The following is a 25,951-nucleotide window of genomic DNA, read 5'->3' on the forward strand; positions in this document are numbered from 1 at the left end:
CGTTATTATGCGGACCAGGCTGGCCGCCAGTTCAAGTCCCCGGATTGACACTGCCGGCCGGATACCTAGGCCGACCGCCAGTTTGGCCTTGCGAAACCCGGTCAGCCTCTATAACTAGCCCAACATAATCAGCATATTAAGCACACAACCGACCGGAGCGACAATCGATGGCGCGCGTCACCGTGGAAGATTGCATCGACAAAGTGGACAACCGGTTCGACCTGGTCCTCCTGGCCGCGCACCGTGCCCGTATGATCTCGTCTGGATCACAACTTACAATTGATAGAGATAATGACAAGAATCCCGTTGTGGCACTCCGGGAAATTGCGGATTCGACCATTTCTCCTGAGGATCTGAAGGAAGAACTGGTGCATTCGCTGCAGAAGTTCGTCGAAGTCGACGAGCCCGAGCCCGACACGGTGCCGCTGATCGGTTCGGCCGGCGCCAGCGTCGATGCCGACGACACCGAGGTGGCCGTCGAGCGCATGACCGAGGAAGAGCTGCTCAAGGGCCTCGAAGGCCTCGCGCCGCCGGAAGAGCAGCCGGAAGAGGACGAGTAACCTCGTCAGACTCGCGGCTTCAAATTAACTTATGGGATTGTGAAGGCCCGGACCACGTCCGGGCCTTTGCATTTGGGCGTGATTTCGTGATTACCATAGGAGAACTGGATCGAGCGCGGGCACCGCCGAATCGCTCCCAAAGATAAAGGTTTAGACAGTTTTCATGGTGGTCTCGCGCCACACTCCTTCGCAGATGCAAGCTGCAGCCGAACCGGCCGTGGCAGCCCCGTCGGCCGAGCGGCCGCGATCGCAAAAGCCGCGCTCGCGGATGATGCGGCAGTATGATCTCGTCGAGCGGGTCCGCTCCTACAATCCGGACACGAACGAGGATCTGCTCAACCAGGCCTATGTCTACGCCATGAAGGCGCATGGGTCGCAGACCCGGGCTTCCGGCGATCCCTATTTCACCCATCCGCTCGAGGTCGCGGCCATTCTGACCGACCTCAAGCTCGATGACGCCACCATCGTCGCTGCGCTGCTCCACGACACGATCGAGGACACCGAGGCGACGCGCGCCGAGATCGACCGCTTCTTCGGGCCGGAGATCGGCGCGCTGGTCGAGGGCCTGACCAAGCTGAAGCGGCTGGAGCTGGTGTCGCGCGAGGCCAAGCAGGCGGAAAACCTCCGCAAGCTGCTGCTGGCGATCGCCGACGATGTCCGCGTGCTGCTGGTCAAGCTCGCCGACCGTTTGCACAACATGCGCACGCTGGAATTCGTGCCGGAGGCGTCGCGGCGCCGCATCGCCGATGAAACCCTCGACATCTATGCGCCGCTGGCCGGCCGCATGGGCATGCAGGAGATGCGCGAGGAACTGGAGGATCTCTCGTTCCGGACGCTGGACGCGCAGGCCTATGGCGTCGTGATGCAGCGGCTCGATGCGCTTGCCGAGCGCAACCGCAACCTGATCGGCGAGATCGAGAGCCAGCTGGCGCGCAAGTTTCGCGACCATGGCCTGACCGCGCGCGTGTCGGGCCGGCGCAAGCGCCCATTCTCGATCTGGACCAAGATGGAGCGCAAATCGGTCGGCTTCGAGCAGCTGTCGGACATCTTCGGCTTCCGCGTGATCATGCCGGATGTCGAGTCCTGCTATCGCGCGCTCGGCATCGTGCACACGACCTGGCCGGTGGTTCCGGGCCGGTTCAAGGACTACATCTCGACGCCCAAGCAGAACGATTACCGCTCGATTCACACCACGGTGATCGGTCCCGGCAATCAGCGCGTCGAGCTGCAGATCCGCACCGAGGACATGGACCAGATCGCCGAGCTCGGCATCGCCGCCCACGCCTTCTACAAGGACGGCATCGGTTCTCCGACCGAGCTGCTCAAGCGCGAATCGAACGCTTTCGCCTGGCTGCGGCACACCATCGGCATCCTGTCGGAAAGCGCCAATCCGGAGGAGTTCCTCGAGCACACCAAGCTCGAGCTGTTTCACGATCAGGTGTTCTGCTTCACGCCGAAGGGCAAGTTGATCGCGCTGCCGCGCCACGCCAACGTGATCGATTTCGCCTACGCAGTGCACACCGATGTCGGCAACAGCGCCGTCGGCTGCAAGATCAACGGCAAGTTCGCGGCGCTGTCGTCGGAGCTGCAGAATGGCGACGAGGTCGAAGTGCTGACCTCGGATGCGCAGTCGGCGCCGCCGTCGGCCTGGGAGACGCTGGCCATCACCGGAAAGGCGAGGGCGGCGATCCGGCGGGCGACGCGGACCGCCGTGCGCGATCAATATGCCGGGCTCGGCCGGCGCATCGTCGAACGCCTGTTCGAGCGCACCAAGCTCGAATATGCCGACGACAAGCTCAAGGGCGCGTTGCCGCGGCTGGCGCGGGCCTCGATCGAGGACGTCATGGCGGCGGTCGGGCGCGGCGAGATCAAGGCCTCCGACGTCGCCCGCGCGATGTATCCGGACTACAAGGAAGAGCGGGTCGTGCGCTACGGCGCCAAGAAGGCTGCCGCGGCGACGACCGCGGCCAAGGCAGCGGCGCCGCCCGCGGCCGAGCCGCATCGCGGGCCGTTCGCGATTCCGATCAGCGGCTTGAATTCAGGCCTGCCGGTCAAGTTCGCGCCCAATGGCGGTGCCGTCCCGGGCGACCGCATCGTCGGCATCGTGACGCCGGGCGAGGGGATCACGATCTATCCGATCCAGTCGCCGGCGCTGAAGGATTTCGAGGACGAGCCCGAGCGCTGGCTCGACGTCCGCTGGGATGTCGACGAGACCTCGCCGCAGCGTTTTCCGGCGCGCATCCGGGTGGAGAACGTCAACGAGCCCGGCAGCCTGGCGCAGGTCGCGACCGTGATCGCCGAGCACGACGGCAACATCGACAACATCAGCATGAGCCGCCGCTCGCCCGATTTCACCGAGCTGACGATCGACCTCGAGGTCTACGACCTCAAGCATCTCTCGGCGATCATCAACCAGCTGCGCGCCAAGACCATCGTGGCGAAGGTCGACCGCGTGAATGGCTAATCTGCCGGTTTGGCGGCTTCGTTCCGTCACCGGATAGCGCTAAACCACGCGCATGGTTTTCAAGAGTTCTGCGAGCCGGCCCATGTCCAATTCTTTGAAGTCAGATACTTCGAAATCACACCCTCCGAAGCTCCGCCTCGGCGTCAATGTCGACCACGTCGCGACCCTGCGGAACGCCCGCGGCGGCCGCAGTCCGGATCCGGTGCGGGCCGCACTGCTCGCGATCGAGGCCGGCGCCGATGGCATCACCGCGCATCTGCGCGAGGACCGCCGGCACATCCGCGACGACGACATGATCAGGCTGAAGGCCGAGATCTCCAAGCCGCTGAACTTCGAGATGGCGGCCACCGAGGAGATGGTGCGCATCGCGCTCGCGACCCGCCCGCACGCCTGCTGCCTGGTGCCGGAACGGCGCGAGGAATTGACGACGGAGGGCGGCCTCGACGTGGTGGGACAGCACAACGCGCTGGCGCCCGCGATTGCCCGGCTGAGCGAGGCCGGGATCCGGGTCTCGCTGTTCATTGCCGCCGACCCCGCCCAGATCGAGATGGCGGCGCGGCTGCGTGCGCCGGTGATCGAGATCCACACCGGCGGCTGGTGCGATGCCATCACCGATGGTCATCATGACAAGGCCGAGGCCGAGTGGCAGCGGATCGTGGCCGGCGCCCGGCAGGCCTATGCGGCCGGCCTCGAGGTCCATGCCGGGCACGGCCTCGATTATGCGACCGCCGAGCAGATCGCGGCCCTGCCGGAGTTCGTCGAGCTCAACATCGGCTACTTCATGATGGGCGAGGCGCTGTTCGTTGGCCTCGGCGAATCGGTGCGAACCATGCGCGCGGCGATGGATCGCGGCCGGAGCCGCGCGGCATGATCATCGGCATCGGTTCCGACCTGATCGACATCCGCCGCGTCGGCGAGGTGATCGAGCGTCATGGCGAGCGCTTCCTTAACCGCATCTTCACCCCGGCCGAGCGCGCGAAGGCCGAGCGGCGGGCCAAGAACGAGAAAATGGTGGTCGCGACCTATGCGAAGCGATTCGCCGCCAAGGAGGCCTGCTCCAAGGCGCTCGGCACCGGGATCCGCCATGGCGTGTGGTGGCGCGACATGGGCGTCGTCAACATGCCGGGTGGCCGGCCGACGATGCAACTCACGGGTGGTGCTGCGGAACGTCTGAAGGCGTTGACCCCCGAAGGTTGCGAGGCGCGCATCGACCTGTCGATCACCGACGACTGGCCGCTGGCGCAAGCCTTCGTCATAATTTCGGCCGTGCGCCGCGACCCGCCCTGAACGATCGTGGCCTTCGGTCCGGAAAAACAAAAATGCAATCGATTCCAGCACGTTATAGAGTTTTGATGCGGCCGTTGATTGCGCGGGCCGGAACAGTCGTCTAAAACCCGCCAAATCGAGCGACTGCAGCAGGGGCGGGTCCTGGGTCATACCGGGATTGGCCTTCACCACCAGAATCAGGACAGAATCCCTTAAACCGCGGAACGTTAGGTTGTTCGCGGGACGGGAGGGGTGTTCTGCAAAGGCTGGCGAATCGTCGGACCGTTCGCCAAGGGACAGTGAAAGAGCGATGAGCGTGACCTCCGGAACCAAGACTGAGAGCGGCGTCGGCGAAACCGTTCGCGTCGTCGTTCATGCGCTTCTCATCGCGCTCGTGATCCGCACCTTCCTGTTTCAGCCCTTCAACATCCCCTCGGGATCGATGAAGGCGACGCTGCTGGTCGGCGATTACCTGTTCGTCTCGAAATATTCCTACGGCTACAGCCACTATTCTATCCCGCTGTCGCCGCCGCTGTTCTCGGGGCGTGTCTTCGGCTCGGAGCCGAGCCGTGGCGACATCGTCGTGTTCCGTCTGCCGAAGGACGACACCACCGACTACATCAAGCGAGTGATCGGCCTGCCTGGCGACCACATCCAGGTGCGCGAAGGGCTGCTCTACATCAACGACAAGCCGGTGCAGCGCGAGCGTCTCAGTGACTTCGTCGGCGAGGATCCCTGCGGTCAGCCCGACTCGACCGCCCGGGTGAAGCGCTGGAAGGAAACCCTGCCGAACGGCGTGAGCTACGAGACGCTGGATTGCGTCGACAACGGCTATGTCGACAACACCAATGTCTACACCGTGCCGCCAGGCCACTTCTTTATGATGGGCGACAACCGCGACAACTCGACCGACAGCCGCTTCCTCTCGCAGGTCGGCTACGTCCCGTTCGAGAACATCGTCGGCCGGGCTCAGCTGATCTTCTTCTCGATCGCCGAGGGCGAACACGCCTGGGCGATTTGGCGCTGGCCAGTGGCGGTGCGTTGGAACCGTATTTTCAAATTCGTGCGATGACGGACGATTCACCCGAGATCCAGACCACACAGGCCGCTGCTGCGAGCCCGCAACCCGGCACGGGTGCGCTCGACGCCGAGCCGAAGTCTGTGTCGCGGCCGAAATCCGAGGCCCGGTCTGACAAGTCGGAAGCTAAGACTGAGGCGAAGACTGACACCAAGACCGACGCGAAAGAGGCCAAGCTGACCGAGATGCAATCCGAGTCGGTTGCCGGCGTGCGCGAGCCCCTGTCAGAGGCGGTGTCCGCGTCGCCCGATGGTCAGCCCGATGCCAAATCGGCGCGGAGCAAGGCGAAGGGCAGAAGCGGCGCCAAGAGTGCGGGCACCAGCGCTGCCAAGGGCGCGAAGGCGGCCGACAAGGCCGCCAACGCCGCGATCGAAGCGCGCATCGGGCATCACTTTGCCGATCCCTCCCTGCTCAGCACCGCCTTCACGCATGTGTCGGCGCTGAAATCGTCCAAGAAGCGCGGTGACAGCTATCAGCGGCTGGAGTTTCTTGGCGACCACGTGCTCGGCCTGATCGTCTCGGACATGCTTTACCGCTCGTTCCCGAGCGCCGATGAAGGCGAGCTGTCGAAGCGGCTGGCCGATCTCGTGCGCAAGGAGAGCTGCGCCGACGTGGCCAAGTCGCTCGGCCTGCTCGATGACATCAAGCTCGGCGCGGTCGGCGCCGGCGCCGGCGCGCGGCTGCGCAAGTCGGTGCTGGGTGACGTCTGCGAGGCGGTGATCGGCGCCATTTTTCTCGACGGCGGCTACACGGCTGCCGCCGGCTTCGTCGAGCGCAACTGGACCGAGCGCATGCACAAGCCGCGGCGCCCGCTGCGCGATCCGAAGACCGTGTTGCAGGAATGGGCGCAGGGCAAGGGCCTGCCCACGCCGGTCTATCGCGAGGTCGAGCGCACCGGGCCGCATCACGATCCGCAATTCCGCGTCGCCGTCGATCTGCCGGGCCTGGAGCCTGCCGAAGGCGTCGGCGGCTCCAAACGTGCGGCCGAGAAGGTGGCGGCATCTGTCATGATCGAGCGCGAAGGCGTGAGCGGCGGCAGCAATGACGGCTGAACAACAAGCGGGGCAGACCCGCTGCGGTTTCGTCGCGCTGATCGGCGCGCCCAATGTCGGCAAGTCGACGCTCGTCAATGCCCTGGTCGGCTCCAAGGTCACGATCGTCTCGCGCAAGGTGCAGACGACGCGGGCGCTGATCCGCGGCATCGTGATCGAAGGCCAGTCGCAGATCATTCTCGTCGACACGCCCGGCATCTTCTCGCCGAAGCGGCGGCTCGACCGCGCGATGGTCACGACCGCCTGGAGCGGGGCGCATGACGCCGACCTGGTGTGCGTGCTGCTCGATGCCAAGAAGGGCATCGACGACGAGGCGCAGGCCATCATCGACAAGGCGGCGTCGGTCGCTCACGAGAAGATCCTCGTGGTCAACAAGGTCGACCTGGTGCCGCGCGAAAAGCTGCTGGCGCTGGTCGCCGCGGCCAACGAGAAGCTGTCCTTCGCGCGCACCTTCATGATCTCGGCGATCTCGGGCGACGGCGTCGACGACCTCAGGCGGGCACTGGCGGAGATGGTGCCGCCCGGTCCGTTCCATTACCCTGAAGACCAGATGTCGGACGCGCCGATGCGTCACCTCGCGGCCGAGATCACCCGCGAGAAGATCTATTCGCATCTGCATCAGGAGCTGCCGTACCAGTCCACGGTCGAGACCGACAGCTGGACCGAGCGCAAGGACGGTTCGATCCGGATCGAGCAGACGATCTTCGTGGAGCGCGACAGCCAGCGCAAGATCGTGCTCGGCAAGGGCGGCGCGACCATCAAGTCGATCGGCGCGCAATCGCGCAAGGAAATCGCCGAGATCACCGGCGTGCCGGTGCATCTGTTCCTGTTCGTGAAAGTGCGCGAGAACTGGGGCGACGATCCCGACCGCTACCGGGAAATGGGGCTTGAGTTCCCCAGGGAATGACGATGAGCGTGCCGCGCAACGTGTTGTGGTTCGAAGTGCTGCTCTACATCTCGCTGATGCTGGATGCGCTGTCGGTCGCCGTGTCGGATCGGACGCCGACGTTCGAGATCACCGAGGACATGATCACGGCGCAGACCATTCTCAACGGCGTCGTCATCCTGCTGATGTTCTATTTCGTCTACCTGGCGGCGCAGCGGCGCAAGAACTGGCCGCGCTGGGTGCTGCTGGCGGCGCTGGTGCTGTCGAGCGTCTCGTTGATCCAGGTCGTCGGCGAGAAGGGCATGACGCTCGATGCCGGCATCGAGGTGATCTCCTGCGCGTTGACGACGATGGGCTTGTACTACTCGTTCACCGGTGACGCGCGCGGCTGGTTCAACGCGTGATGAAGTCGAGTAGGGTGGGCAAAGCGCAGCGTGCCCACGGCGACGCTCGCGTTGCTGTGCATGGTGGGCACGCTGCGCTTTGCCCACCCTACGTTCTGTTGCTCGGCTCCTGGAGACCGCTCGTCCGATGGAATGGACCGATGACGGCATCGTGCTCGGCATCCGGCGACACGGCGAATCCTCCGCCGTGCTCGAGCTGCTGACGCGCGAACACGGCCGCCATCTCGGCCTCGTCCGCGGCGCCAGCGGCAAGCGCATGCGGCCGGTGCTGCAGCCGGGCAACACGGTGCGCGCGATCTGGCGCGCGCGGCTCGACGAACATCTCGGCATGTACGCCATCGACGGGCTGACCCTGCGCGCCGCCGGGCTGATGTCCGCCTCGCACGGCGCCTATGGCGTAACCCATCTGGCGGCGCTGGCGCGGCTGTTGCCCGAGCGTGATCCGCATGAGGACATGTATCTCCGGCTCGAAAACGCGCTCGATGATTTTGACGACGCCGGCGAGGCCGCTGCCCACATCGTGCGCTTCGAGCTCGCGATCCTGGCCGAGCTCGGCTTCGGCCTCGACCTGGAATCCTGTGCGGCCACGGGCGAAACCACGGACCTGATCTATGTGTCGCCGAAATCCGGCGGCGCGGTGTCGCGCACGGCCGGTGCGCCGTGGGCGGATCGGCTGCTACGGTTGCCGCCGTTCCTGCGCGAGAGCGAGCAGGACCATGGCTGGTCCGACCAGGACCTCGCCGACGGCTTCCGCCTGACCGGCCTGTTCCTGTTGCGCCACGTGCTGGAGCCGCGCGGCCAGGGCCATTCGGATGCCCGCGAGGGCTTCATCAACGCCGTGACGCGGGCCAGGGCGCGGCAGGCGCGCCCGGCCGGCTGATCGCTCTCGCGTCCCGCTAAACACGCTTTGCGCGTGATCTCGTTCACAGACCCGTCGAGAGGGTGATGTAGTCTGCATGGGGCTGGACCGGCCGACCGGTGCATGAGCGCCGTCGTCGTCAGAACCATCGCCGAGAAAAACGGGAGGCAACGATGCCACTGAAAGACTATTCGCTGCTCAAAGGACGACCGATCAACAATCGTCTCGCGACCGGCGGCAGCCCCCATTATCAGGTGCTGGTCTCGGCCGATGGCGAGCTCTATCGCATCGCCATCAATGTCCGCTCGCAGGACGGTAGCGAGGTCGAGTTCCTGGTGCGCTCGCGCTTCGAGCATCCGATCATCGACGGGTTGAAGGGCTTTGCCGAGGGACTCCATCCGCTGCCGAGCAAGCCGGGCGGCGTCGCGCTCGACTTCATCCGCGGCAATCTGATGCAGCCCTGGGAGCTCAAGCCGCTGCCGCTGTCGGCCGCGGGTCCCGACAATGACCTCAATGAGAAGATCGACTCCTACGTGCAACGTGCGATGTCGGACGAGGCCGCCTTGATCTACGCGTTCGGCGTCGCGTGGGGACCGGAGGCCGACAAGGCCGACCGGTACTTCGGCTTCAAGCCCGGCCGTGGCATCCACGACATCCATTTCAACCAGGGCAATCCGCCTGGAAAATACGCCAAGGACAACGGCCCTTGGCAGGACGGTGGGCTGCTGTTCGAGTTTCCCGATCAGCAGCAATGGGTCGCCATCTTCCTGAAATTCCAGACCCAGGCCTGGCATTCGGACGATACGAGCGGTGAGGTCATCATCCCGCGCGATCCCGATCATCCCGAGGCGCCACATACGCCGCCGGACCGCGATCGGATTCCGCCGCTGGACGTCCCCGACGGGCTGGTGCGCATCATCGCCGCCTATGTCAACGACGTGCGCACGCCGGAGCACGAGACCGTGACCCTGTTGAACACGGCCGACATCGACATCGATCTCGACGGCTGGCAGATCAAGGACAAACAGAAGAACATGATGCGACTCGAGGGCACGATCGGGCGCGGCGCCACCCTGGTGGTTCCCATCGCGGCGCCCGTGGCGCTGTCCAACAAGGGCGGCATCATCACCCTGTTGAATGCCTCGGGCGTCAAGGTGCACGGCGTGTCGTACACCAGGGAGCAGGCGGCGCAGCCGGGCCGGACGATCCCGTTCCAGCTCTGAGATGCATCGGAGAACGAGCCCGTGGCCCGAGTGGCCCGGGCTCGACTGCTGGCGCGGCGGCTGAACGCCGTGTACTCCTCTCCAGCGGTTCGCGAGGCGTGCAGCCCCGGGCCGGAGGGTGAGGAGAGCGTGATGGGACTTCTGGTCGACGGCCAGTGGCACGATGTCTGGTACGATACGGCGGCCTCCGGCGGCCGCTTCGTGCGGAAGGATTCGGCGTTCCGCAGCTTCGTCACCGCTGACGGCCGTCCGGGGCCGACCGGTTCCGGCGGCTTCAAGGCGGAGGCTGGACGCTATCATCTGTATGTCAGCCTGGCCTGCCCATGGGCGCACCGCACTCTGATCATGCGCGCGCTGAAGGGGCTCGGCGACATGATCTCGGTGTCCGTCGTGCACTGGCTGATGCGCGAGCAGGGCTGGACGTTTGCGGAAGGGCCCGGCGTCGTGGCCGATGACGTCAACCACGCTCACTATCTGCACCAGGTCTACACGGCCGCCGAGAACACCTATTCCGGGCGCGTCACGGTGCCGGTGCTGTGGGACAAGGCGCAGCGGACGATCGTGAACAACGAGTCGGCCGAGATCATCCGCATGCTCAATTCGGCCTTCGACGGCGTCGGCGCCTTGTCCGGCGACTACTATCCGGAGACCCTGCGCGGCGAGATCGACGCGATCAATGCCCGCGTCTACGACACGCTCAACAACGGCGTCTACAAATGCGGCTTCGCGACCACGCAGGCCGCCTATGAGGAGGCGATCGCGCCGCTGTTTGCGACGCTCGACTGGCTCGAGGAGATTCTGTCCACACGCCGCTTCCTGCTCGGCGATGCCATGACCGAAGCCGACATCCGGCTGTTCACGACGCTGATCCGCTTCGATGCCGTCTATGTCGGCCACTTCAAGTGCAACATCCGCCGCATCGCCGACTATCGGCATCTCGCAGCCCACACGCGCGATCTCTACCAGTGGCCGGGCATCGCCGCGACTGTGAACATCGAGCACATCAAGCGGCATTATTACGAGAGCCACCGCACCATCAATCCAACCGGAATCGTGCCGGTCGGGCCGAAGCAGGATTTCACGGCGCCGCATGGACGCGCGCATCTCGCATCGGCCTGACGAGGGCTCATGGCCGCCGAGCGCGATCTCGATTGTCTGCTGCGCACGATGTCGCCCGAGCTGCAGGACGGCGTCTTCGTGTTCTGCACCGTCGCGCCGGAGGTCGGCCCGCCAGCCGGGCTGACGCCGCTGATGCTATTCCGTGAGCGAGAAGCGACCACCCTGATCGTGCGGCGTGAGGATGCGGAGCGGGCAGGGCTGAGCTATCATTTCTCCGCGCGCCTGATCACGCTCTCGGTGCACTCAGCGCTCGACGCGGTGGGTTTCCTTGCCGCCGTGACGACGACGCTCGCGGCTGCCGGCATCAGCGTCAACGCGGTCTCCGCGTTTCACCACGATCATCTGTTCGTGCCGGAAGCTCGCGCTGACGAAGCCGTGCTGCTCCTGCAGGAGATGTCTCGCCACACCGCCTCCCGGTGACGGCGAGCGACCGGGTCAGGCCTTGCCTCTGCCGACGTGACGCGCCCGGCCGCGCCGGAGCGCGCTCGGCTTCTTGCGCGGCGTGGCCGACGATCGCTTGGTGTCACGCGTGCCGCGGGACGCCGGAGGCCGCTCTGGCGCGATCAGAATGCGCTCGGCCTGCGCGCGCACCAGGTCGGCCAGCATCATCGCTGCGGGCGACAGCGTACGGCCCTTCAGCCGCAAGATGCCAAACTGCGCGATCAACAGGTCGGGCGTGCGGGGCTCCTTCAGCTCGGCCACCTTGAGCCGAACCAGCTGCCCGGAGGCAAGCTCCTGGGTCAGGACGGCATCGCCCGCGACGAGGATGACATCGGACCGCAGGGCCATTTGTACCAACAGGCCGGCATTCTCCGATTCGAGTGCGACCTCGAAGCCGCGTCCGCTCGGCCCGGCGATGAGGGCATGCAGGCGCCGGCTGAAATCCGGCGGCAGCGCAACGGAGGCGAAATGATGGCCGGCGAGATCGCGTGCCGAAACCTCGCGCCGGCGCGCCAGCGGATGCGTCGACCGACAGTAGAAGTGGCCGGGCAGGCTGCCGAGCGGCTCGATGTCCAGGCTGTCATCGGGGCGGATGTCGGTGATGTGCGCCAGGAAGAAATCGAGCTTGCCTTGCTGCAGTGCCTCCATCAGGGCTCGCCAATTGTCCTGCACCAATTTGATGCGGACGGACGGATGCTCCGAATACAGCCGAGCCATGGCATCCGGCAGCAGCGTCAACCCGGTGAATGCGCCGCAGCCCACGGTCACCTCGCCAGCATCTCCCGAGCGCAGCAGCCGCATCTCGCGGCCGAGATCGTCGGCCCCCGACAGCAGCGACCGGGCGCGGGCGACCAGCCGCTGGCCGACCGGCGTGATCTCCACCGAGCGCGAGTTGCGGTCGAATAGCCGCATCCCGGCGGTATCCTCCAGATTCTGCAAGCTGCGGCTCAACGCCGATTGCGTGACATAGGCGCGCTGGGCGGCCCGGGCGAAATGCCGCTCTTCCGCGAGATAGACCAGCTGCTGCAGCTGGCGCAGGGTGGGCGTGTTCATCGATGAACCGAGATCATTGATCAAGCCACGACAATTCATTGGATTTCTGGGACGGTCAATTCCAAAATGGCGCAAATACATCAGGGGAAATGCCACGGCGGGGACCGGACAGGTCGACCCGTGCTTCGGCGTATCCCCCGGAAACAGGCTTTTTCCATGTCCAATGGTGCGCAAGCTCTGGTCCAGACCCTCGTCAATTGTGGTGTGCGGGTCTGCTTCACCAATCCCGGCACCTCGGAGATGCATTTCGTGGCGGCGCTCGATTCGGCGCCGGAGATGCGCGCCGTGTTGTGCCTGTTCGAGGGCGTCGCGACCGGTGCGGCCGACGGCTACGCCCGCATGACCGGCATGCCGGCGGCGACGCTGCTGCATCTCGGCTGTGGCCTCGGCAACGGCCTCGCCAACCTGCACAATGCCCGCAAGGGCAAGGTGCCCCTGGTCAACATCGTCGGCGACCACGCCACCTATCACGTCAAATATGATGCGCAGCTGCAGTCCGACATCGAGACCGTCGCCCGCAACGTCTCGCCCGAATTCGTCTGGACCTCCCAGGTGACGTCGGAGCTCGGCCGCGACGCGGCCGCGGCGGTGAAGGCGGCGTGCTCGTGGCCCGGGCAGGTTGCGACCCTGATCCTGCCGGCCGACGTGTCCTGGGGCGAGGGCGGCGTGGCCGAGCCGGCGCCGGTGATCGCGCCGCCGGCCGCCGCCGACGAGGCGACCATCAGGGCGGTCGCGGAGGCGATCAAGGCGGGCGGCCGCAGCGCCATTCTGCTCGGCGGCACGGCACTGCACGAGGAATCGCTGCTGGCGGCGGCGCGCATCGCCGCGGCCCGCGGCGTCAAGATCTTCGCCGAGACCTTTCCGACCCGCATGCAGCGCGGCGCCGGCCTGCCCGGCGTGGAGCGCATCGCCTACCTCGCCGAGATGGCGACGTTGCAGCTCAAGGAGTTCGACACGCTGGTCCTGGTCGACGCCAAGGCGCCGGTGTCGTTCTTCGCCTATCCTGGCAAGAAGAGCTATCTGCCGCATGACGGCTGCAAGGTGCTGACCCTGTCGACACCGGCGCAGGACGCGGCCGGCAGCCTGACCAGGCTGGCCGCCGCGCTCGAGGCCGAGAACGCCACGCCGGTCGTGGCGCCGGCCTCGCGGCCCGGACGCCCGCGCGGCAACAAGCTGACGGCCGAGAAGGTCTGCAAGGCGGTCGGGCATCTGCTGCCCGAGAACGCCATCATCGTCGACGAGGCCATCAGCTCCGGCCTGATGCTGTCGAAGTTCACGGCCGGCGCGCCGCGGCACGACCTGATCACGCTGACCGGCGGCGCCATCGGACAAGGTTTGCCGAATGCGATCGGCGCCGCGATCGCCTGTCCCGACCGGCCGGTGATCGCGCTGATCGGCGACGGCAGCTCGATGTACACGATCCAGTCGCTGTGGACGATTGCGCGCGAGCGGCTCAACGTCACCGCCGTGATCTTCAACAACGCGTCCTATTCGGTGCTCAATGTCGAGCTCGAGCGCGTCGGCGCCGAGAAGATCGGACCGAAGGCGCGATCGCAGCTCGACCTGCACGGGCCGGTCCTGAAGCTGGCGCAGATCGCCGACGGCATGGGCGTGCGCGCGACCCGCGTCAGCACGCCGGACGAATTCACCTGCGCGCTGAAGGGCGCGCTGGACCGGCCGGGACCGCATCTGATCGAGGCGATGGTGCCGCCGGCGCTCACCGGGCTGAAGCTGAAGCTGCTGCCGCATCTGTTGGGCTCGCTAGAGCGGATGCCGCGGCCGGTGGCGCACGCGCTCAAGCGCAAGATCGCGCCGTGACACGCCGGGCTGGAGCAGGCTGACATGAGCACGACGCTTCGATCCGATGTCGTCATCGCCGGCGGCGGTCTCGCCGGCATCGTCACCGCGCTCGAGGCGCTGCGGGCCGGCAAGTCGGTCACCATCGTCGACCGCGACACGCCGGAGCGCTTCGGCGGCCTGGCGCTGTGGGCGTTCGGCGGCATGGCGCTGGTGGGCACGCCGCTGCAGGCGCGCATGAAGATCCCGGATACGCCAGAGATCGCGCTACGCGACTGGATCAGGTTCGGCGAGCTCGACGACACCGAGCACTGGCCGCTGCAATGGGCGCGCTATTACGTCGAGCATTCGCGGAGCGAGGTCTACGATTGGCTCTCGTCGCATGGCGTGACCTTCATGCCGGCGGTGAACTGGGTCGAGCGCGGGCTACAGGGCGACGGCAATGCGCTGCCGCGCTATCACATCGTCTGGGGCACCTCGCAGCGGCTGACGCGCGTGATGATCGAGGCGATGCGTGCCTCTGACAAGGGTGGCAAGCTCACCGTGCTGCACCGTCACCGCGTCGTCGGCCTCGACCGCGCCGCCGGTGCAATGTCCGGCGTCGTCGCCATTGATGAAGAGACCGGGGCCGAGATCAGGGTCGCCGCGCCGCTCGTGGTGCTGGCGATGGGCGGCATCAATGGCAGCCATGACGAGGTCCGCGCCAATTGGGTGAAGGGCCGGCCGCTGCCGGCATCGATGCTCAACGGCGCGCATCCGTTCGCGGACGGCAGGCTGCATCGCCATGCGGTCGAGGCCGTTGGCGCCGAGATTACCCACGCCGGCGAGATGTGGAACTACGCGGCCGGCATTCCGCATCCGTTTCCGCACTTCGAGGGCCATGGCCTGTCGCTGGTGCCATGCAAATCCGCGCTTTGGCTCAACCATCGCGGCGAGCGCATCGGGCCGGAGCCGCTGGTCACCGGCTTCGATACGCATACGCTGTGTCAGCGCGTGGCGGCGCAGGAGAAGCCGTATACGTGGCACCTCTTGAACTGGCGCATCGCCGCCAAGGAGTTCGCGATCTCGGGCGCCGAGCACAACCCGCGCATCCGCGACCGGCAGATGGCGATGTTCCTCAAGGAGACGCTGCTCGGCAACCACCGCCTCATCAGCCAGATGCAGCGCGAGAGCCGGCACTTCCTGGTCGACGAGACCCTGGCCGGCCTCGCCGCCAAGATGAATGCGCTCACCGGCACCGACGACGTCAAGCCCGAGGTGCTCCAGGCGACGGCTGACAGCTTCGACGCCAATTTCGCCAACGGCGACAAGCTCCACAACGACGATCAGCTGCGCCGCATTGTGCACGCGCGGCAGTGGGGCCCCGACAAGCTCCGCACCTGCAAGCCGGAGCCGCTGCAGATGAGCGGGGCAGGGCCTTACATCGCGATCCACATGCAGCTGATCACCCGCAAGAGCCTCGGCGGTCTCAAGACCGATCTGCAGAGCCGGGTGCTCGACGCCGCGGGCAGCCCGATCAGCGGCCTCTATGCCGTCGGCGAAGCCGCCGGCTTCGGCGGCGGCGGCGCCTCGGGCAAGCGCTCGCTGGAGGGCACCTTCCTGCCGGGCTGCATTCTCACCGCCCGGGCGGCCGCGCGCGCGATGTGAGGAGCGCGGCGGCGCGCGACGCCCGGTGAGACAGACGCGTCGTTGGTTCGAAGCCAGGAACTCTCCGCCCGTCATTCCGGGGCGCCCGCAGGGCGAGCCCGGAATCCATAACCACGACTGCGTTTGGTAAAACGAGATCGACGCCCACAGCCATCTTGCCCAGCCATGATGGCCTGTGGGTATGGATTCCGGGCTCGCCCTGCGGGCGCCCCGGAATGACGGCGATATAGTGTGGGTTAGCCGCGACAATTTTTTCCGTGAGCGGCTGTCGATCCTGCCCCTCCGCGTTCGTCTTCAAGGCATCAGCCAAGGAGACCCTCGATGAAGATCTATTGGATCAAGGCCCAGGCCCCGCGGCGCGTGCTGGCGCTGGTCAAGCATCTCGGTGTGCCCGCCGAGTTCATCGACATCAGCCGCGGCCTCAAGACGCCGGACTTCGCCGCGCTCAATCCCAACATGAAGGCGCCGGTGCTGGTCGACGGCGAGACGGTGCTGTGGGAGTCCAATGCCATCATGGCCCACCTCTGCATCCGCGAGAGCTGCGACATGTGGCCGGCGCGCGATCCGCAGGAGCAGGTCGAGGTGCTGCGCTGGCTGGCGTGGACGGACAGCCACTGGAACCCGGCGGTGGCGCCATTCTATTTCGAGCACATCGTGCGCAAGAATTTCGGCCTGGGGGCGCCGAACCGCGCGGCGCTGGTCGACAAGGTCGCGCCGCTCAAGACGTTCGCATCCGTGCTCGACGCGCATCTGCGCGCGCACAGCCACGTCGCCTGCGACCGGCTGACGATCGCCGATTTCGCGGCGGCCTCGATGGCCACCGACTGGCGCGAGGCCGAGATGCCGCTGGAGTCGTTTCCAAACATCGTCCGCTGGATCGATGGACTGATGCGGCTGCCGGCGTGGTCCGAGCCATGGCCGGAGAAGCAGTCGGCCGCGGCGTAGGCTCTACGGCTGCAGCACCGTGCCGTGGCCGAGCTGTTTGGAGATCTCGGCGGCGCAGGCGCGCAGCCGGTTCGCCAGCGGCGATTGCCAGCCGGCATCGAAGCTGCCGGCGGGTCCCATCGCGGTGATGACCAGCGCGACGTGCCCGGCGTGGTCGAACACGGGGGCTGCGAAGGCATTGACGCCGGGCAGGGGATCACCGACGGCGCGGGCGAGGCCTTGCGCGCGCACCTCGTCCAGCATCTCCGCGACCTTCGGGCTCTTCGGCGCGCGCTTCGGATTGTAGCCGACGCCGAGATGATCGAGGCCGGCGTCGAGCGCCGCCTTCACCGTCTTGGGCGGCAGGAACGCCGCGAAGGCGCGTCCCGTCGCGGTCTCCAAGAGCGCCATGATCGAGCCGACGCGCATCACGATGTGCACGGCGTGGCTCGGCTCCTCCAGCCGCACCACCGTCGGTCCGTTGGTGCCCCACACCGCGAGCGACACCGCGTGATCGATCGCACTCGCGAGCGCGGCGATCTTCGGCGTCGCGATCCGCACCGCTGATAGTCTTCGCAGGCTGATCAGGCCGAGCTCGAGCGCGAGCGGGCCGATCTCGTAGCGGCCGGTGGTCTCGTCCTGCTCGATCAGGCCGATGCGCGAGAAGCTGACGAGGTAGGGATGCGCCTTGGCCGGCGGCAGCCCGGCCTCGCGCGCGAGGTCGCGCAGCATCATCGGCTCGCCGCTGCGCGCCAAGGCCTGCAGCAAGCTGCCGCCAACCTCGATCGACTGGATGCCGCGGCTCTCTCTGCCCATGCTGTGATGCCCCTGGTCCGGCCGCTGCCTACACCGCGAGGAAGCCGCCGTCGACCGGCAAGGTCACGCCGTTGACGTAGGACGCCATGTCGGAGACCAGGAACACCACGGGACCGACGAGCTCCTCCGGCTGGCCGACACGGCCGAGCGGCGTGCGGCTCATGAAGCCGGCGAGCCGCTGCGGATCGTTGCGCGTGGACTCCGTCATCGCGGTCGCGATCACGCCGGGCGCGATCGCATTGACGCGGATGCCGTCGGCGGCAAGCTCGCGCGCCAGCGCCTGGGTCAGCGACTTCACGCCGCCCTTGGACGGCGAATAGCCGAGCGTGTTGCTGATGCCGATGAAGGAGGCGACCGAGGCGATGTTGACGATCGTGCCGCGCGTCTCGCGCAAGGCGGCGAGAAACGCATAGGTGACGTTGAATACGCCGTTGAGATTGACGTCGATGACCCGCTGCCAATTCTCTGCGGCCCGCGGCGAGTCGATGTTCTCGCGGATGATGATGCCGGCATTGTTGACGAGGATGGCGATGGCGCCGACCTCAGCCCGTAACTGCGCGGCTAACGCGGTGCAGCCGGCGGCGTCGGTGACATCGAGCCGATGCGCCCACGCCTTGCGGCCGCGCCCGCGGATCTCGGCCGCGCAGCGCTCGGCGCCGTCAGTGTCGATGTCGGTGATAACGACGTCGGCGCCGCGGTCGGCGAGCCCGAGCGCGATGGCACGGCCATTGCCATTGCCGGCGCCGGTCACCAGCGCGAGCTTTCCGGCCAACATCTGATGGTCGCTCATGCGGCGCTCCTTTGGGCGGCACGTTCGGCGAGATGCCGGCCGGCAATGTAGCCGAAGGTGAGCGCCGGCCCCAGCGTGATGCCGGCGCCGGGATAGTTGCCGCCCATGATGCTCGCCATGTCGTTGCCGGCGGCATACAGCCCCTCGATCGGCTGACCCTGGGCATCGAGCGCGCGGGCATGTTCGTCGGTGCGGATGCCGGCATAGGTGCCGAGATCGCCGATCACCATCTTGATGGCGTAGAACGGCCCGTCCTTGATCGGCGCCACGCACGGGTTCGGCCCGTGCAGCGCATCGCCCTGGTAGCGGTTGTAGGCGCGCGAGCCCTTGCCGAAGGTCGGGTCCTGGCCGAGTGCGGCGTCGGCATTGAACGCAGCCACCGTGGCCTCCAGCGACATCGCATCGATGCCGGTGACGCGCGCCAGTTCGGCCAGCGTCGCGCCGCGCTTGAGATAGCCCGTGCTGAGATGGTGCCCGAGCGGCATCGGGAACGGCGGCACGCAGCCGAGACCGTAGCGGCGCAGCGAGCGATGGTCGGTGATCAAATACGCTGCGATCTCGCGCCCCGGCTTGGCCGCCTTGACCATCGCCTGCACGAAGTCGTGGTAGGAATTGCCCTCGTTGGCGAAGCGCACGCCGTCCGCGGCGACCGCGATCACGCCCGGCTTGGCGCGGTCGATGAAGTGCGGCATCACGCCCTTGCTGCCGTCCTTGCGGGTGGTGACGGAGACCGGCACCCATGCGGCCGCATGCGGCAGCCCATCCTCGACGCGGCCGCCGACGGCTTCGGCCAGCCGCAGCCCATCGCCGGTGTTGCCAATGGGGCCGGGCGAAAAATGCTCCTGGCCGGTCGGCGCATGCGGGAACATTGCCTTGCGTCTGTCGACATCATGCGGAAAGCCGCCGCAGGCGAGCACCACGCCGAGCCGCGCATTGACCCTGACCCGCTTGCCCTGCCGCGTCACGACAGCGCCGCGCACGGCCTCGCCGTCGCGGATCAGCTCGGCCACGGGCGAGGACAGCCACAAGGGAATGCCGAGATCGAACGCGGACTTCGCCAGCCGCCCGGCCAGCGCATTGCCGTTGGTCAGCGTCATGCCGCGACCATGGCGCAGCACGTCCATTGCATGTTTCGACAGCCGCTTGGCGACGTAGAACGCCGAGGTCAGCGACTTCGTCGCGCGCATGAAATGGATGATCTCCTTGCCGGAGCCGAGCATCATGCCGAACACGGTGAGCTCGGGCAGCGGCTGCCCGAGATCCTTGATGTGGTCGCCGAGCTCGCGGCCGTCGAACGGCCGTGTCACCATCGAGCGGCCGCCCTGCGTGCCGCCCGGCGCCTCCGCGTGATAGTCCGGGAAGGTCAGCGGCATGTCGAACTTCAGCGCTGTCTTGCCGGTGAAGAAATCGACGGCCTCAGGACCCTTGGTCAGGAACGCGTCGACGCGCGCCGCATCAAAGCTGTTGCCGGCCTCGTGGCGCAGATAGGTGCGCGCCAGTTCCGGCGGCTCGTCGATGCCCCAGGCCTTCGCGAGCGACGTGCCCGGGATCCACAGCCAGCCGCCGGAGCGCGCCGTGGTGCCGCCGAACCGCGGCTCCTTTTCGGTGACGACCACCTTCAGCCCGGCATGGGCTGCGGTGACCGCTGCCGACAGCCCGGCACAGCCGGAGCCGACCACCAGCACGTCGCAATCATAGGTATCGCCGTCTCTGGCATCGGCTCCGCTCATGCGTGCGCTCCTACTTCTTCAACAGCGGGCACTTGGATTCCGAGACCGGCCGGAACGCATCCTCGCCCTTCACGGTCTTGATGATCTCCAGATAGTCCCACGGCTCCTTCGATTCCGACGGCTTCTTGACGCGGGCGAGATACATGTCGCGGATGACGCGGCCGTCCTCGCGCAGCTTGCCACCGTGCACGAAGGTATCCTCGATCGGCAGCTCGCGCATCTTCGCCATGACCGTCTTGGCATCGTCGGTGCCGGCCGCCTTGATGGCCTTGAGATAATGCAGCACGGAGCCGTAGACGCCGGTCTGGATCATCGTCGGCATCACCTTGGTGCGGGCAAAGAATTTTTGCGACCAGGCGCGGGTCTTGTCGTCCATCGCCCAGTACGACGCCGTGGTCATGTAAGTACCCTGCGCCGCCTCGAGCCCGATCGCGTGCACGTCGGTGTCGAACATCAAGAGGCCGACCAGCTTCTGGCCGCCCTTGACGAGGCCGAACTCGCCGGACTGCTTGATCGCATTGTCGGTGTCCTGGCCGGCGTTGGCGAAGGCGACGACATCGGCCTTCGAGCTCTGCGCCTGCAGCGCGAAGGACGAGAAGTCGGCGGTGTTGGTCGGATGCTTGACGCCGCCGAGGATGGTGCCGCCGAGCTCCTTGATGAAGCGGGTCGCGTCCTTTTCCAGCTGCTGGCCGAACGCATAGTCCGCGGTGATGAAGTACCAGGACTTGCCGCCCTGGCCGATCACGGCCGAGGTGGTCACCTTCGACAGCGCATAGGTGTCGTAGGTGAAATGCACGGTGTTGGGGCTGCACAGCTCGTCGGTCAGCGAGCTCGCGCCGGGCCCCGACAGCAGCGCGATCTTGTTGCGCTCGCGCACCATGTTGTGCACGGCGATCGCGATGCCGGAGTTGGGAATGTCGACCACGGCGTCGACCTTGCCGTTGTCGAACCAGTCGCGAACGATGGTGGTGCCGACGTCGGTCTTCATCTGGTGATCGGCGCTGATGATCTCGATCGGCTTGCCGAGCACGGTGGGGCCGAACTCCTCGACCGCCATCTTCGCCGCTTCAACCGAGCCCGGACCGCTGTTGTCACGTCCCCAGCTCGACAGGTCGGTCAGCACGCCGATCCTCACCACGTCGTCTGAAACCTGAGCCGACGCACTCGTCGCAATGAATGATGCCGTTGCCACAAACGCGCAGGCGAGCAGCTGCCGTCGCATGAAGATCCTCCCGGTTGCTCCGCTCTGTCGGCGGTGATGCAGGGAAGTTAGGCAATGGCAAATAGATTTGTCAATGACGAATGGCGGTAATGCGGCGCACAACGTCAGCCGCCATGAAGTGGCAGAGTTCAGTGCGGGGCGCTGGAAGTGAATCCGTCCTACACGCGCGGCATGATCTGCAGTTCGAGCAGGGCAAGTCGCTGCATCACGGCGGGGTCGCGTTCGCCGGTCTTGGCGGTGCGAAGCACAGATTCGGCGAGCAGGTTGACATGAGTGGAACTGACCGGCTCGGGGAGGGCGGCGACCGCCCCATCGAGCGCCTCGGTCATCAGCGCGATCACGTCGGGTGCAAAGGCGGCGTCTGAGAAGTCCTTCATGGAAGAAGTGTCCGCAGCGAGAAGCTTCGGGGGACATCGATCACGCGGCACAATTGTCAGTTGGCAACGCGCCGGCGGCGGCAGCGGTTCCGGCTCAGCCGAAATTCGGGTATACAGAACAAGCTGACCTGCCATGCGCGGATTGCCCGTCGAGCCAATCTGTCGCAGCCGATCGACTTGTGTCGTCGGGCAAATCAGGACGATGTTTCCGCGCATCCCGCCTCAGTCGGAGGGGCGTTGCGCGCGATCGTCACGACACGCGAGGCGGGGAGCGGTGGCCTGTCGGCTCGCAGCGCGCTTCACGGCGTGCGGACGAACGAAGCCGGCAGGACGATGAAATCGCAGCGTCCTGGCGCCCCGATGCTGGTGCCAAGTCGGCGACGGATGCCTTCGCGCATCGCGCTGATGACGGTGGCTAACAAGCCGGACACCGGGGAGACTGCGTATAAGTCGGTAGCCCATCGCGCAGGGAGGGCCGGGTCGTCCGGCTGACCTGTGGTTCCTGCCGCCTGCATTTTTTTCGCAGGCGGGCCACGGGCCTCAGTCGAGGTCCGGCCTTCCCTGCGCCCTCCTGTTAGATGAGGGCGGATCGATCTTGATAGCTCGGGCGCGGATTGCGCCGCGAGAACGAAGAGACGCATGCCATCGTCATTGCGAGGAGCCGAAGGCGACGAAGCAATCCAGAGTCGTCGCGGTGCTCTGGATCGCTTCGCTACGCTCGCGATGACGGCGGTTTTGGAGCTACCCCTTGATGAAGGCCAGCAGATCCGCGTTGATCACGTCGGCATGCGTGGTGGCCATGCCGTGCGGGAAGCCCGGATAGGTCTTCAGCGTCCCATGCTTCAAGAGCTTGATGCCGATGCGCGCGGAATCGTCGATCGGTACGATCTGGTCATCCTCGCCATGCATCAGCAGCACCGGCACGTCGATAGCCTTGAGATCCCCAGTGAAGTCGGTTTCCGAGAACGCCTTGATGCAATCATAATGCGCCTTGGTGCCGCCCATCATGCCCTGGCGCCACCAGTTGCGGATCACGCCCTCGGACACCTTGGCGCCGTCGCGGTTGAAGCCGTAGAACGGGCCGGTCGGGATATCGAGGAAGAACTGCGCGCGGTTGGCGGCGAGCGCCGCGCGGAAGCCGTCGAACACCTCGATCGGCAACCCGCCTGGATTGCTCTCGCTCTTCACCATGATCGGCGGCACCGCGCCGAGCAGCGCGGCCTTGGCGACGCGGCCCTTGCCGTGCTTCGCCACGTAGCGCGCGACCTCGCCGCCGCCGGTGGAGTGGCCGACGTGAACCGCGTCCTTCAGGTCGAGCTTGGCGGCGAGTGCCGCGACATCGGCGGCGTAGGTGTCCATCTCGTTGCCGTGCTCGGTCTGGCTGGAGCGGCCGTGGCCGCGCCGGTCATGGGCGATGACGCGAAAACCCTTGCCGAGGAAGAACAGCATCTGTGCGTCCCAATCGTCCGACGACAGCGGCCAGCCATGGTGAAACACGATCGGCTGGCCCGAGCCCCAATCCTTGTAGAAGATCTGCGTGCCGTCCGATGTCGTCACGAATCCTGAGCTCATGGGGAATCTGCCTTTCTCACTGCATGGGACTAGCCGCGTTCAAGGCGCGGCGCGCGGTCACCTTAGCGGTGCAGCATGACGATCTCAGCTACACAGAATAGTGTGCGACATCGTTGCACGCCGAAGCGCATCGGCCTGCGCAATTCGTGGGCGCGGAGCTGCGGCAGGGTCGAGCAGGCTGCATATTTGACGGGCTGCGATGCGGTTCCATTCCGGCCGTTTTGCGCCGTTCGGCGGGGAACCGGACAGGCCCGTCGTTGCGCCCACGGCCGCGATCGCATAAAGCGTGTTCCCAAATCGTTCGTTTCAGCTCAAGTCTTTGGGCTAACCCACTGAAAGCTCTCGCTTATGGGAAAATCACTGATTCCGCCGGAGCCGGCGGAGATCCACGAGGTGACGCTGCGGGATGCGCTCGAAGAGCGCTATCTCGCCTATGCGCTCTCGACCATCATGCATCGTGCGCTGCCCGACGCGCGTGACGGCCTCAAGCCGGTGCATCGGCGCATCCTGTATGGCATGCGGCTGCTGCGGCTCGATCCCGGCACCGCGTTCAAGAAGTCCGCCAAGATCGTCGGCGACGTGATGGGCTCGTTCCATCCGCACGGTGACCAGGCGATCTACGACGCGATGGTGCGCCTCGCGCAGGATTTCTCGTCGCGCTATCCGCTGGTCGACGGCCAGGGCAATTTCGGCAATATCGACGGCGATAATCCGGCGGCCTATCGCTATACCGAAGCGCGCATGACCGATGTCGCGCGTCTGCTGCTCGAAGGCATTGACGAGGACGGCGTCGAGTTCCGTCCGAACTACGACGGCCAGTCGAAAGAACCGGTGGTGCTGCCCGGCGGCTTTCCGAACCTGCTCGCCAACGGCGCCCAGGGCATCGCGGTGGGCATGGCGACCTCGATCCCGCCGCACAACGCGGCCGAGCTGTGCGACGCCGCGCTGCATCTAATCGAGAAGCCGGATGCCAAGTCGCGCGCGCTGCTGCGCTGGGTGAAGGGCCCGGACTTCCCGACCGGCGGCACCGTGATCGATTCCAAGGAACAGATCATCGAGGCCTACACCACCGGCCGCGGCTCGTTCCGCGTCCGCGCCAAGTGGAAGCAGGAAGAAGGCAACCGCGGCACCTGGATCGTCGTCATCACCGAGATCCCGTATCTGGTGCAGAAGTCGCGCCTGGTCGAGAAGATCGCCGAGCTGCTCAACGAGAAGAAGCTGCCGCTGGTCGGCGACGTCCGCGACGAATCCGCCGAGGACGTCCGGCTCGTCATCGAGCCGAAGTCGAAGAACGTCGATCCCGCGCTGATGATGGAATCGCTGTTCCGGCTGACCGATCTCGAGAACAAGATTCCGCTGAACCTCAACGTCCTGATCAAGGGCAAGATTCCGAAGGTGGTCGGCCTCGCCGAGTGCCTGCGCGAATGGCTCGACCATCTGCGCGACGTGCTGCTGCGGCGCTCGAACTACCGCAAGAAGCAGATCGAGAATCGGCTCGAGATCCTCGGCGGCTATCTGATCGCCTACCTCAACATCGACGAGGTGATCCGGATCATCCGCACCGAGGACGAGCCGAAGCCGGTCTTGATGAAGACCTTCAAGCTCACCGAGGTGCAGGCCGAGGCGATCCTCAACATGCGCCTGCGCTCCCTGCGCAAGCTCGAGGAAATGGAGATCCGCACCGAGGACAAGAACCTGCGCGGCGAGCTGAAGGGCATCAATGCGCTGCTCGGGTCGGAGGAGCTGCAGTGGGCCAAGGTCGGCGAGCAGGTCAAGACGGTGCGCGACCTGTTCGGGCCGAAGACCCCGCTCGGCAAGCGCCGCACCAACTTCGCCGATGCGCCTGAGCATGATCTGGCCGCCATCGAGGAAGCCTTCATCGAGCGCGAGCCGGTGACGGTGGTCGTCTCCGACAAGGGCTGGGTGCGCACGCTCAAGGGCCACGTCGCCGATCTGTCGAACCTGCAGTTCAAGACCGATGACCAGCTCGGCCAATCCTTCTTTGCCGAGAACACCTCGAAGGTGCTGCTGTTCGCGACCAACGGCAAGTTCTACTCGCTCGACGTCGGCAAGCTGCCCGGCGGCCGCGGCCATGGCGAGCCGATCCGCATGTTCATCGATCTCGACCAGGACGCCTCGATCGTCTCGATGTTCGTCACCAAGGGGGAACGCAAGTTCCTGGTCGCGGCCTCCGACGGCCAGGGATTCGTGGTCAAGGAAGAGGATTGCCTCAGCAACACCCGAAAGGGCAAGCAGGTGCTGAACGTCACCGCGCCGGCCGAGGCGCGCGCGATCACGACCGTCACGGGCGATCAGGTCGCGGTCATCGGCACCAACCACAAGATGGTGGTGTTCGGGCTCGACCAGGTGCCGGAGATGGCGCGCGGCCGCGGCGTGCGGCTGCAGAAGTACACCAGCGCGCAGCTGTCCGACGTCACCACGTTCGAGCAGAAGCAGGGGCTGGCCTGGAAGGACTCCGCCGGCCGCGACCAGGGCCTGAGCTGGAAGGAGCTGGCCGACTTCCGCGGCAACCGCGCCGACGCCGGCCGCATCGCGGCGGGCCTTCCGAAGTCGAACAAGTTCAACCGGCCGATCGAGTGAGGCGGGCGGGCGTGAGATGAGCGAAGCTCGGCGATCTTCCGATGGTCCGATTTGGCAACAGCCGGACCGA

General features: G+C 66.2%; 23 protein-coding genes. 16 read left to right on the forward strand and 7 right to left on the reverse strand.

Going from position 1 to position 25,951, the window contains the following annotated elements; genetic code table 11:
- Window positions 1–167: 167 nt before the first annotated feature.
- The 12 genes from rpoZ (at window position 168) to ACQR07_RS00740 (ending at window position 11,331) form a co-directional block, all read left to right on the forward strand.
- Window positions 168–560, forward strand: coding sequence for a DNA-directed RNA polymerase subunit omega (gene rpoZ, locus ACQR07_RS00685; protein ID WP_006612728.1), 393 nt, complete (start codon window positions 168–170; stop codon window positions 558–560).
- Window positions 561–723: 163 nt separating this feature from the next.
- Entirely contained in the window at window positions 724–3,024 is a 2,301-nt protein-coding gene (locus ACQR07_RS00690; RefSeq protein WP_434900475.1) for a RelA/SpoT family protein, read from the forward strand.
- A gap of 82 nt (window positions 3,025–3,106) precedes the next feature.
- Window positions 3,107–3,895, forward strand: a complete 789-nt coding sequence (locus ACQR07_RS00695) for a pyridoxine 5'-phosphate synthase (RefSeq protein WP_434900476.1) — start codon at window positions 3,107–3,109, stop codon at window positions 3,893–3,895.
- Entirely contained in the window at window positions 3,892–4,311 is a 420-nt protein-coding gene (gene acpS, locus ACQR07_RS00700) for a holo-ACP synthase (protein ID WP_434900477.1), read from the forward strand. Before ACQR07_RS00695 ends, acpS begins: the two co-directional genes overlap by 4 nt.
- Window positions 4,312–4,600: 289 nt before the next feature.
- Complete coding sequence (gene lepB, locus ACQR07_RS00705; RefSeq protein ID WP_434900478.1) at window positions 4,601–5,362, forward strand: signal peptidase I; 762 nt, start codon at window positions 4,601–4,603, stop codon at window positions 5,360–5,362.
- Complete coding sequence (gene rnc / locus ACQR07_RS00710; protein ID WP_434900479.1) at window positions 5,359–6,420, forward strand: ribonuclease III; 1,062 nt, start codon at window positions 5,359–5,361, stop codon at window positions 6,418–6,420. Before lepB ends, rnc begins: the two co-directional genes overlap by 4 nt.
- Window positions 6,410–7,327, forward strand: a complete 918-nt coding sequence (gene era, locus ACQR07_RS00715) for a GTPase Era (RefSeq protein WP_434900480.1) — start codon at window positions 6,410–6,412, stop codon at window positions 7,325–7,327. The genes rnc and era overlap by 11 nt, the downstream gene beginning before the upstream one ends.
- Window positions 7,328–7,329: 2 nt before the next feature.
- On the forward strand, window positions 7,330–7,710 hold the full coding sequence (locus ACQR07_RS00720) for a hypothetical protein (protein ID WP_434900481.1): 381 nt from the start codon (window positions 7,330–7,332) through the stop codon (window positions 7,708–7,710).
- Window positions 7,711–7,837: 127 nt separating this feature from the next.
- On the forward strand, window positions 7,838–8,590 hold the full coding sequence (recO, locus tag ACQR07_RS00725) for a DNA repair protein RecO (RefSeq protein WP_434900482.1): 753 nt from the start codon (window positions 7,838–7,840) through the stop codon (window positions 8,588–8,590).
- Between the two features lie 152 nt (window positions 8,591–8,742).
- On the forward strand, window positions 8,743–9,792 hold the full coding sequence (locus ACQR07_RS00730) for a DUF2278 family protein (protein WP_434900483.1): 1,050 nt from the start codon (window positions 8,743–8,745) through the stop codon (window positions 9,790–9,792).
- Window positions 9,793–9,924: 132 nt separating this feature from the next.
- A complete protein-coding gene (locus tag ACQR07_RS00735; RefSeq protein WP_434900484.1) occupies window positions 9,925–10,911 on the forward strand; it encodes a glutathione S-transferase family protein in 987 nt (328 codons plus the stop codon).
- 9 nt (window positions 10,912–10,920) lie between these two features.
- Complete coding sequence (locus ACQR07_RS00740; protein WP_434900485.1) at window positions 10,921–11,331, forward strand: ACT domain-containing protein; 411 nt, start codon at window positions 10,921–10,923, stop codon at window positions 11,329–11,331.
- A 15-nt stretch (window positions 11,332–11,346) separates the two neighbouring features.
- On the opposite strand, the gene ACQR07_RS00745 is transcribed toward ACQR07_RS00740, so the two are convergent.
- Window positions 11,347–12,405 (reverse strand): LysR family transcriptional regulator, encoded by a 1,059-nt coding sequence (locus ACQR07_RS00745; RefSeq protein ID WP_434900486.1) that lies wholly within the window; start codon window positions 12,403–12,405, stop codon window positions 11,347–11,349.
- A 156-nt stretch (window positions 12,406–12,561) separates the two neighbouring features.
- On the opposite strand from ACQR07_RS00745, the gene ACQR07_RS00750 reads away from it, so the two are divergent.
- The 3 genes from ACQR07_RS00750 to ACQR07_RS00760 all read left to right on the forward strand — a co-directional run bounded on the left by ACQR07_RS00750 (window position 12,562) and on the right by ACQR07_RS00760 (window position 16,794).
- The gene (locus ACQR07_RS00750; RefSeq protein WP_434900487.1) at window positions 12,562–14,223 is read left to right on the forward strand and encodes an acetolactate synthase large subunit; all 1,662 of its coding nucleotides are present in this window, start codon (window positions 12,562–12,564) and stop codon (window positions 14,221–14,223) included.
- Between the two features lie 24 nt (window positions 14,224–14,247).
- Window positions 14,248–15,849, forward strand: coding sequence for an FAD-binding protein (locus ACQR07_RS00755; RefSeq protein ID WP_434900488.1), 1,602 nt, complete (start codon window positions 14,248–14,250; stop codon window positions 15,847–15,849).
- Window positions 15,850–16,170: 321 nt separating this feature from the next.
- Window positions 16,171–16,794: a glutathione S-transferase family protein gene (locus ACQR07_RS00760; RefSeq protein WP_434900489.1), complete on the forward strand. Its 624-nt coding sequence runs from the start codon at window positions 16,171–16,173 to the stop codon at window positions 16,792–16,794.
- 3 nt (window positions 16,795–16,797) lie between these two features.
- Here ACQR07_RS00760 and ACQR07_RS00765 read toward each other — a convergent pair whose 3' ends face one another.
- The 6 genes from ACQR07_RS00765 to ACQR07_RS00790 form a co-directional block, all read right to left on the reverse strand.
- Window positions 16,798–17,589: an IclR family transcriptional regulator gene (locus ACQR07_RS00765; RefSeq protein WP_434900490.1), complete on the reverse strand. Its 792-nt coding sequence runs from the start codon at window positions 17,587–17,589 to the stop codon at window positions 16,798–16,800.
- Between the two features lie 28 nt (window positions 17,590–17,617).
- Window positions 17,618–18,379: an SDR family NAD(P)-dependent oxidoreductase gene (locus tag ACQR07_RS00770; RefSeq protein WP_434900491.1), complete on the reverse strand. Its 762-nt coding sequence runs from the start codon at window positions 18,377–18,379 to the stop codon at window positions 17,618–17,620.
- On the reverse strand, window positions 18,376–20,109 hold the full coding sequence (locus ACQR07_RS00775; RefSeq protein WP_434900492.1) for an FAD-dependent oxidoreductase: 1,734 nt from the start codon (window positions 20,107–20,109) through the stop codon (window positions 18,376–18,378). The genes ACQR07_RS00770 and ACQR07_RS00775 overlap by 4 nt, the downstream gene beginning before the upstream one ends.
- Before the next feature lie 10 nt (window positions 20,110–20,119).
- A complete protein-coding gene (locus tag ACQR07_RS00780) occupies window positions 20,120–21,331 on the reverse strand; it encodes an ABC transporter substrate-binding protein (RefSeq protein ID WP_434900493.1) in 1,212 nt (403 codons plus the stop codon).
- A 158-nt stretch (window positions 21,332–21,489) separates the two neighbouring features.
- On the reverse strand, window positions 21,490–21,708 hold the full coding sequence (locus ACQR07_RS00785; RefSeq protein ID WP_434866817.1) for a hypothetical protein: 219 nt from the start codon (window positions 21,706–21,708) through the stop codon (window positions 21,490–21,492).
- Between the two features lie 741 nt (window positions 21,709–22,449).
- A complete protein-coding gene (locus ACQR07_RS00790) occupies window positions 22,450–23,280 on the reverse strand; it encodes an alpha/beta fold hydrolase (protein ID WP_434900494.1) in 831 nt (276 codons plus the stop codon).
- Between the two features lie 348 nt (window positions 23,281–23,628).
- On the opposite strand from ACQR07_RS00790, the gene parC reads away from it, so the two are divergent.
- Window positions 23,629–25,881, forward strand: a complete 2,253-nt coding sequence (gene parC, locus ACQR07_RS00795; RefSeq protein WP_434900495.1) for a DNA topoisomerase IV subunit A — start codon at window positions 23,629–23,631, stop codon at window positions 25,879–25,881.
- The last annotated feature ends 70 nt before the right edge of the window (window positions 25,882–25,951 follow it).

This window comes from Bradyrhizobium sp. HKCCYLS20291 (assembly GCF_051167715.1).
Classification (GTDB): Bacteria; Pseudomonadota; Alphaproteobacteria; order Rhizobiales; family Xanthobacteraceae; genus Bradyrhizobium.

Excerpts from the sequence above, each read along its gene's own strand:
- rpoZ (WP_006612728.1), top strand. The coding sequence starts at position 168 with ATGGCGCGCGTCACCGTGGAAGATTGCATCGACAAAGTGGACAACCGG.
- ACQR07_RS00690 (WP_434900475.1), top strand. The coding sequence starts at position 724 with ATGGTGGTCTCGCGCCACACTCCTTCGCAGATGCAAGCTGCAGCCGAA.
- ACQR07_RS00695 (WP_434900476.1), top strand. The coding sequence starts at position 3,107 with ATGTCCAATTCTTTGAAGTCAGATACTTCGAAATCACACCCTCCGAAG.
- acpS (WP_434900477.1), top strand. The coding sequence starts at position 3,892 with ATGATCATCGGCATCGGTTCCGACCTGATCGACATCCGCCGCGTCGGC.
- lepB (WP_434900478.1), top strand. The coding sequence starts at position 4,601 with ATGAGCGTGACCTCCGGAACCAAGACTGAGAGCGGCGTCGGCGAAACC.
- rnc (WP_434900479.1), top strand. The coding sequence starts at position 5,359 with ATGACGGACGATTCACCCGAGATCCAGACCACACAGGCCGCTGCTGCG.
- era (WP_434900480.1), top strand. The coding sequence starts at position 6,410 with ATGACGGCTGAACAACAAGCGGGGCAGACCCGCTGCGGTTTCGTCGCG.
- ACQR07_RS00720 (WP_434900481.1), top strand. The coding sequence starts at position 7,330 with ATGAGCGTGCCGCGCAACGTGTTGTGGTTCGAAGTGCTGCTCTACATC.
- recO (WP_434900482.1), top strand. The coding sequence starts at position 7,838 with ATGGAATGGACCGATGACGGCATCGTGCTCGGCATCCGGCGACACGGC.
- ACQR07_RS00730 (WP_434900483.1), top strand. The coding sequence starts at position 8,743 with ATGCCACTGAAAGACTATTCGCTGCTCAAAGGACGACCGATCAACAAT.
- ACQR07_RS00735 (WP_434900484.1), top strand. The coding sequence starts at position 9,925 with ATGGGACTTCTGGTCGACGGCCAGTGGCACGATGTCTGGTACGATACG.
- ACQR07_RS00740 (WP_434900485.1), top strand. The coding sequence starts at position 10,921 with ATGGCCGCCGAGCGCGATCTCGATTGTCTGCTGCGCACGATGTCGCCC.
- ACQR07_RS00745 (WP_434900486.1), bottom strand. The coding sequence starts at position 12,405 with ATGAACACGCCCACCCTGCGCCAGCTGCAGCAGCTGGTCTATCTCGCG.
- ACQR07_RS00750 (WP_434900487.1), top strand. The coding sequence starts at position 12,562 with ATGTCCAATGGTGCGCAAGCTCTGGTCCAGACCCTCGTCAATTGTGGT.
- ACQR07_RS00755 (WP_434900488.1), top strand. The coding sequence starts at position 14,248 with ATGAGCACGACGCTTCGATCCGATGTCGTCATCGCCGGCGGCGGTCTC.
- ACQR07_RS00760 (WP_434900489.1), top strand. The coding sequence starts at position 16,171 with ATGAAGATCTATTGGATCAAGGCCCAGGCCCCGCGGCGCGTGCTGGCG.
- ACQR07_RS00765 (WP_434900490.1), bottom strand. The coding sequence starts at position 17,589 with ATGGGCAGAGAGAGCCGCGGCATCCAGTCGATCGAGGTTGGCGGCAGC.
- ACQR07_RS00770 (WP_434900491.1), bottom strand. The coding sequence starts at position 18,379 with ATGAGCGACCATCAGATGTTGGCCGGAAAGCTCGCGCTGGTGACCGGC.
- ACQR07_RS00775 (WP_434900492.1), bottom strand. The coding sequence starts at position 20,109 with ATGAGCGGAGCCGATGCCAGAGACGGCGATACCTATGATTGCGACGTG.
- ACQR07_RS00780 (WP_434900493.1), bottom strand. The coding sequence starts at position 21,331 with ATGCGACGGCAGCTGCTCGCCTGCGCGTTTGTGGCAACGGCATCATTC.
- ACQR07_RS00785 (WP_434866817.1), bottom strand. The coding sequence starts at position 21,708 with ATGAAGGACTTCTCAGACGCCGCCTTTGCACCCGACGTGATCGCGCTG.
- ACQR07_RS00790 (WP_434900494.1), bottom strand. The coding sequence starts at position 23,280 with ATGAGCTCAGGATTCGTGACGACATCGGACGGCACGCAGATCTTCTAC.
- parC (WP_434900495.1), top strand. The coding sequence starts at position 23,629 with ATGGGAAAATCACTGATTCCGCCGGAGCCGGCGGAGATCCACGAGGTG.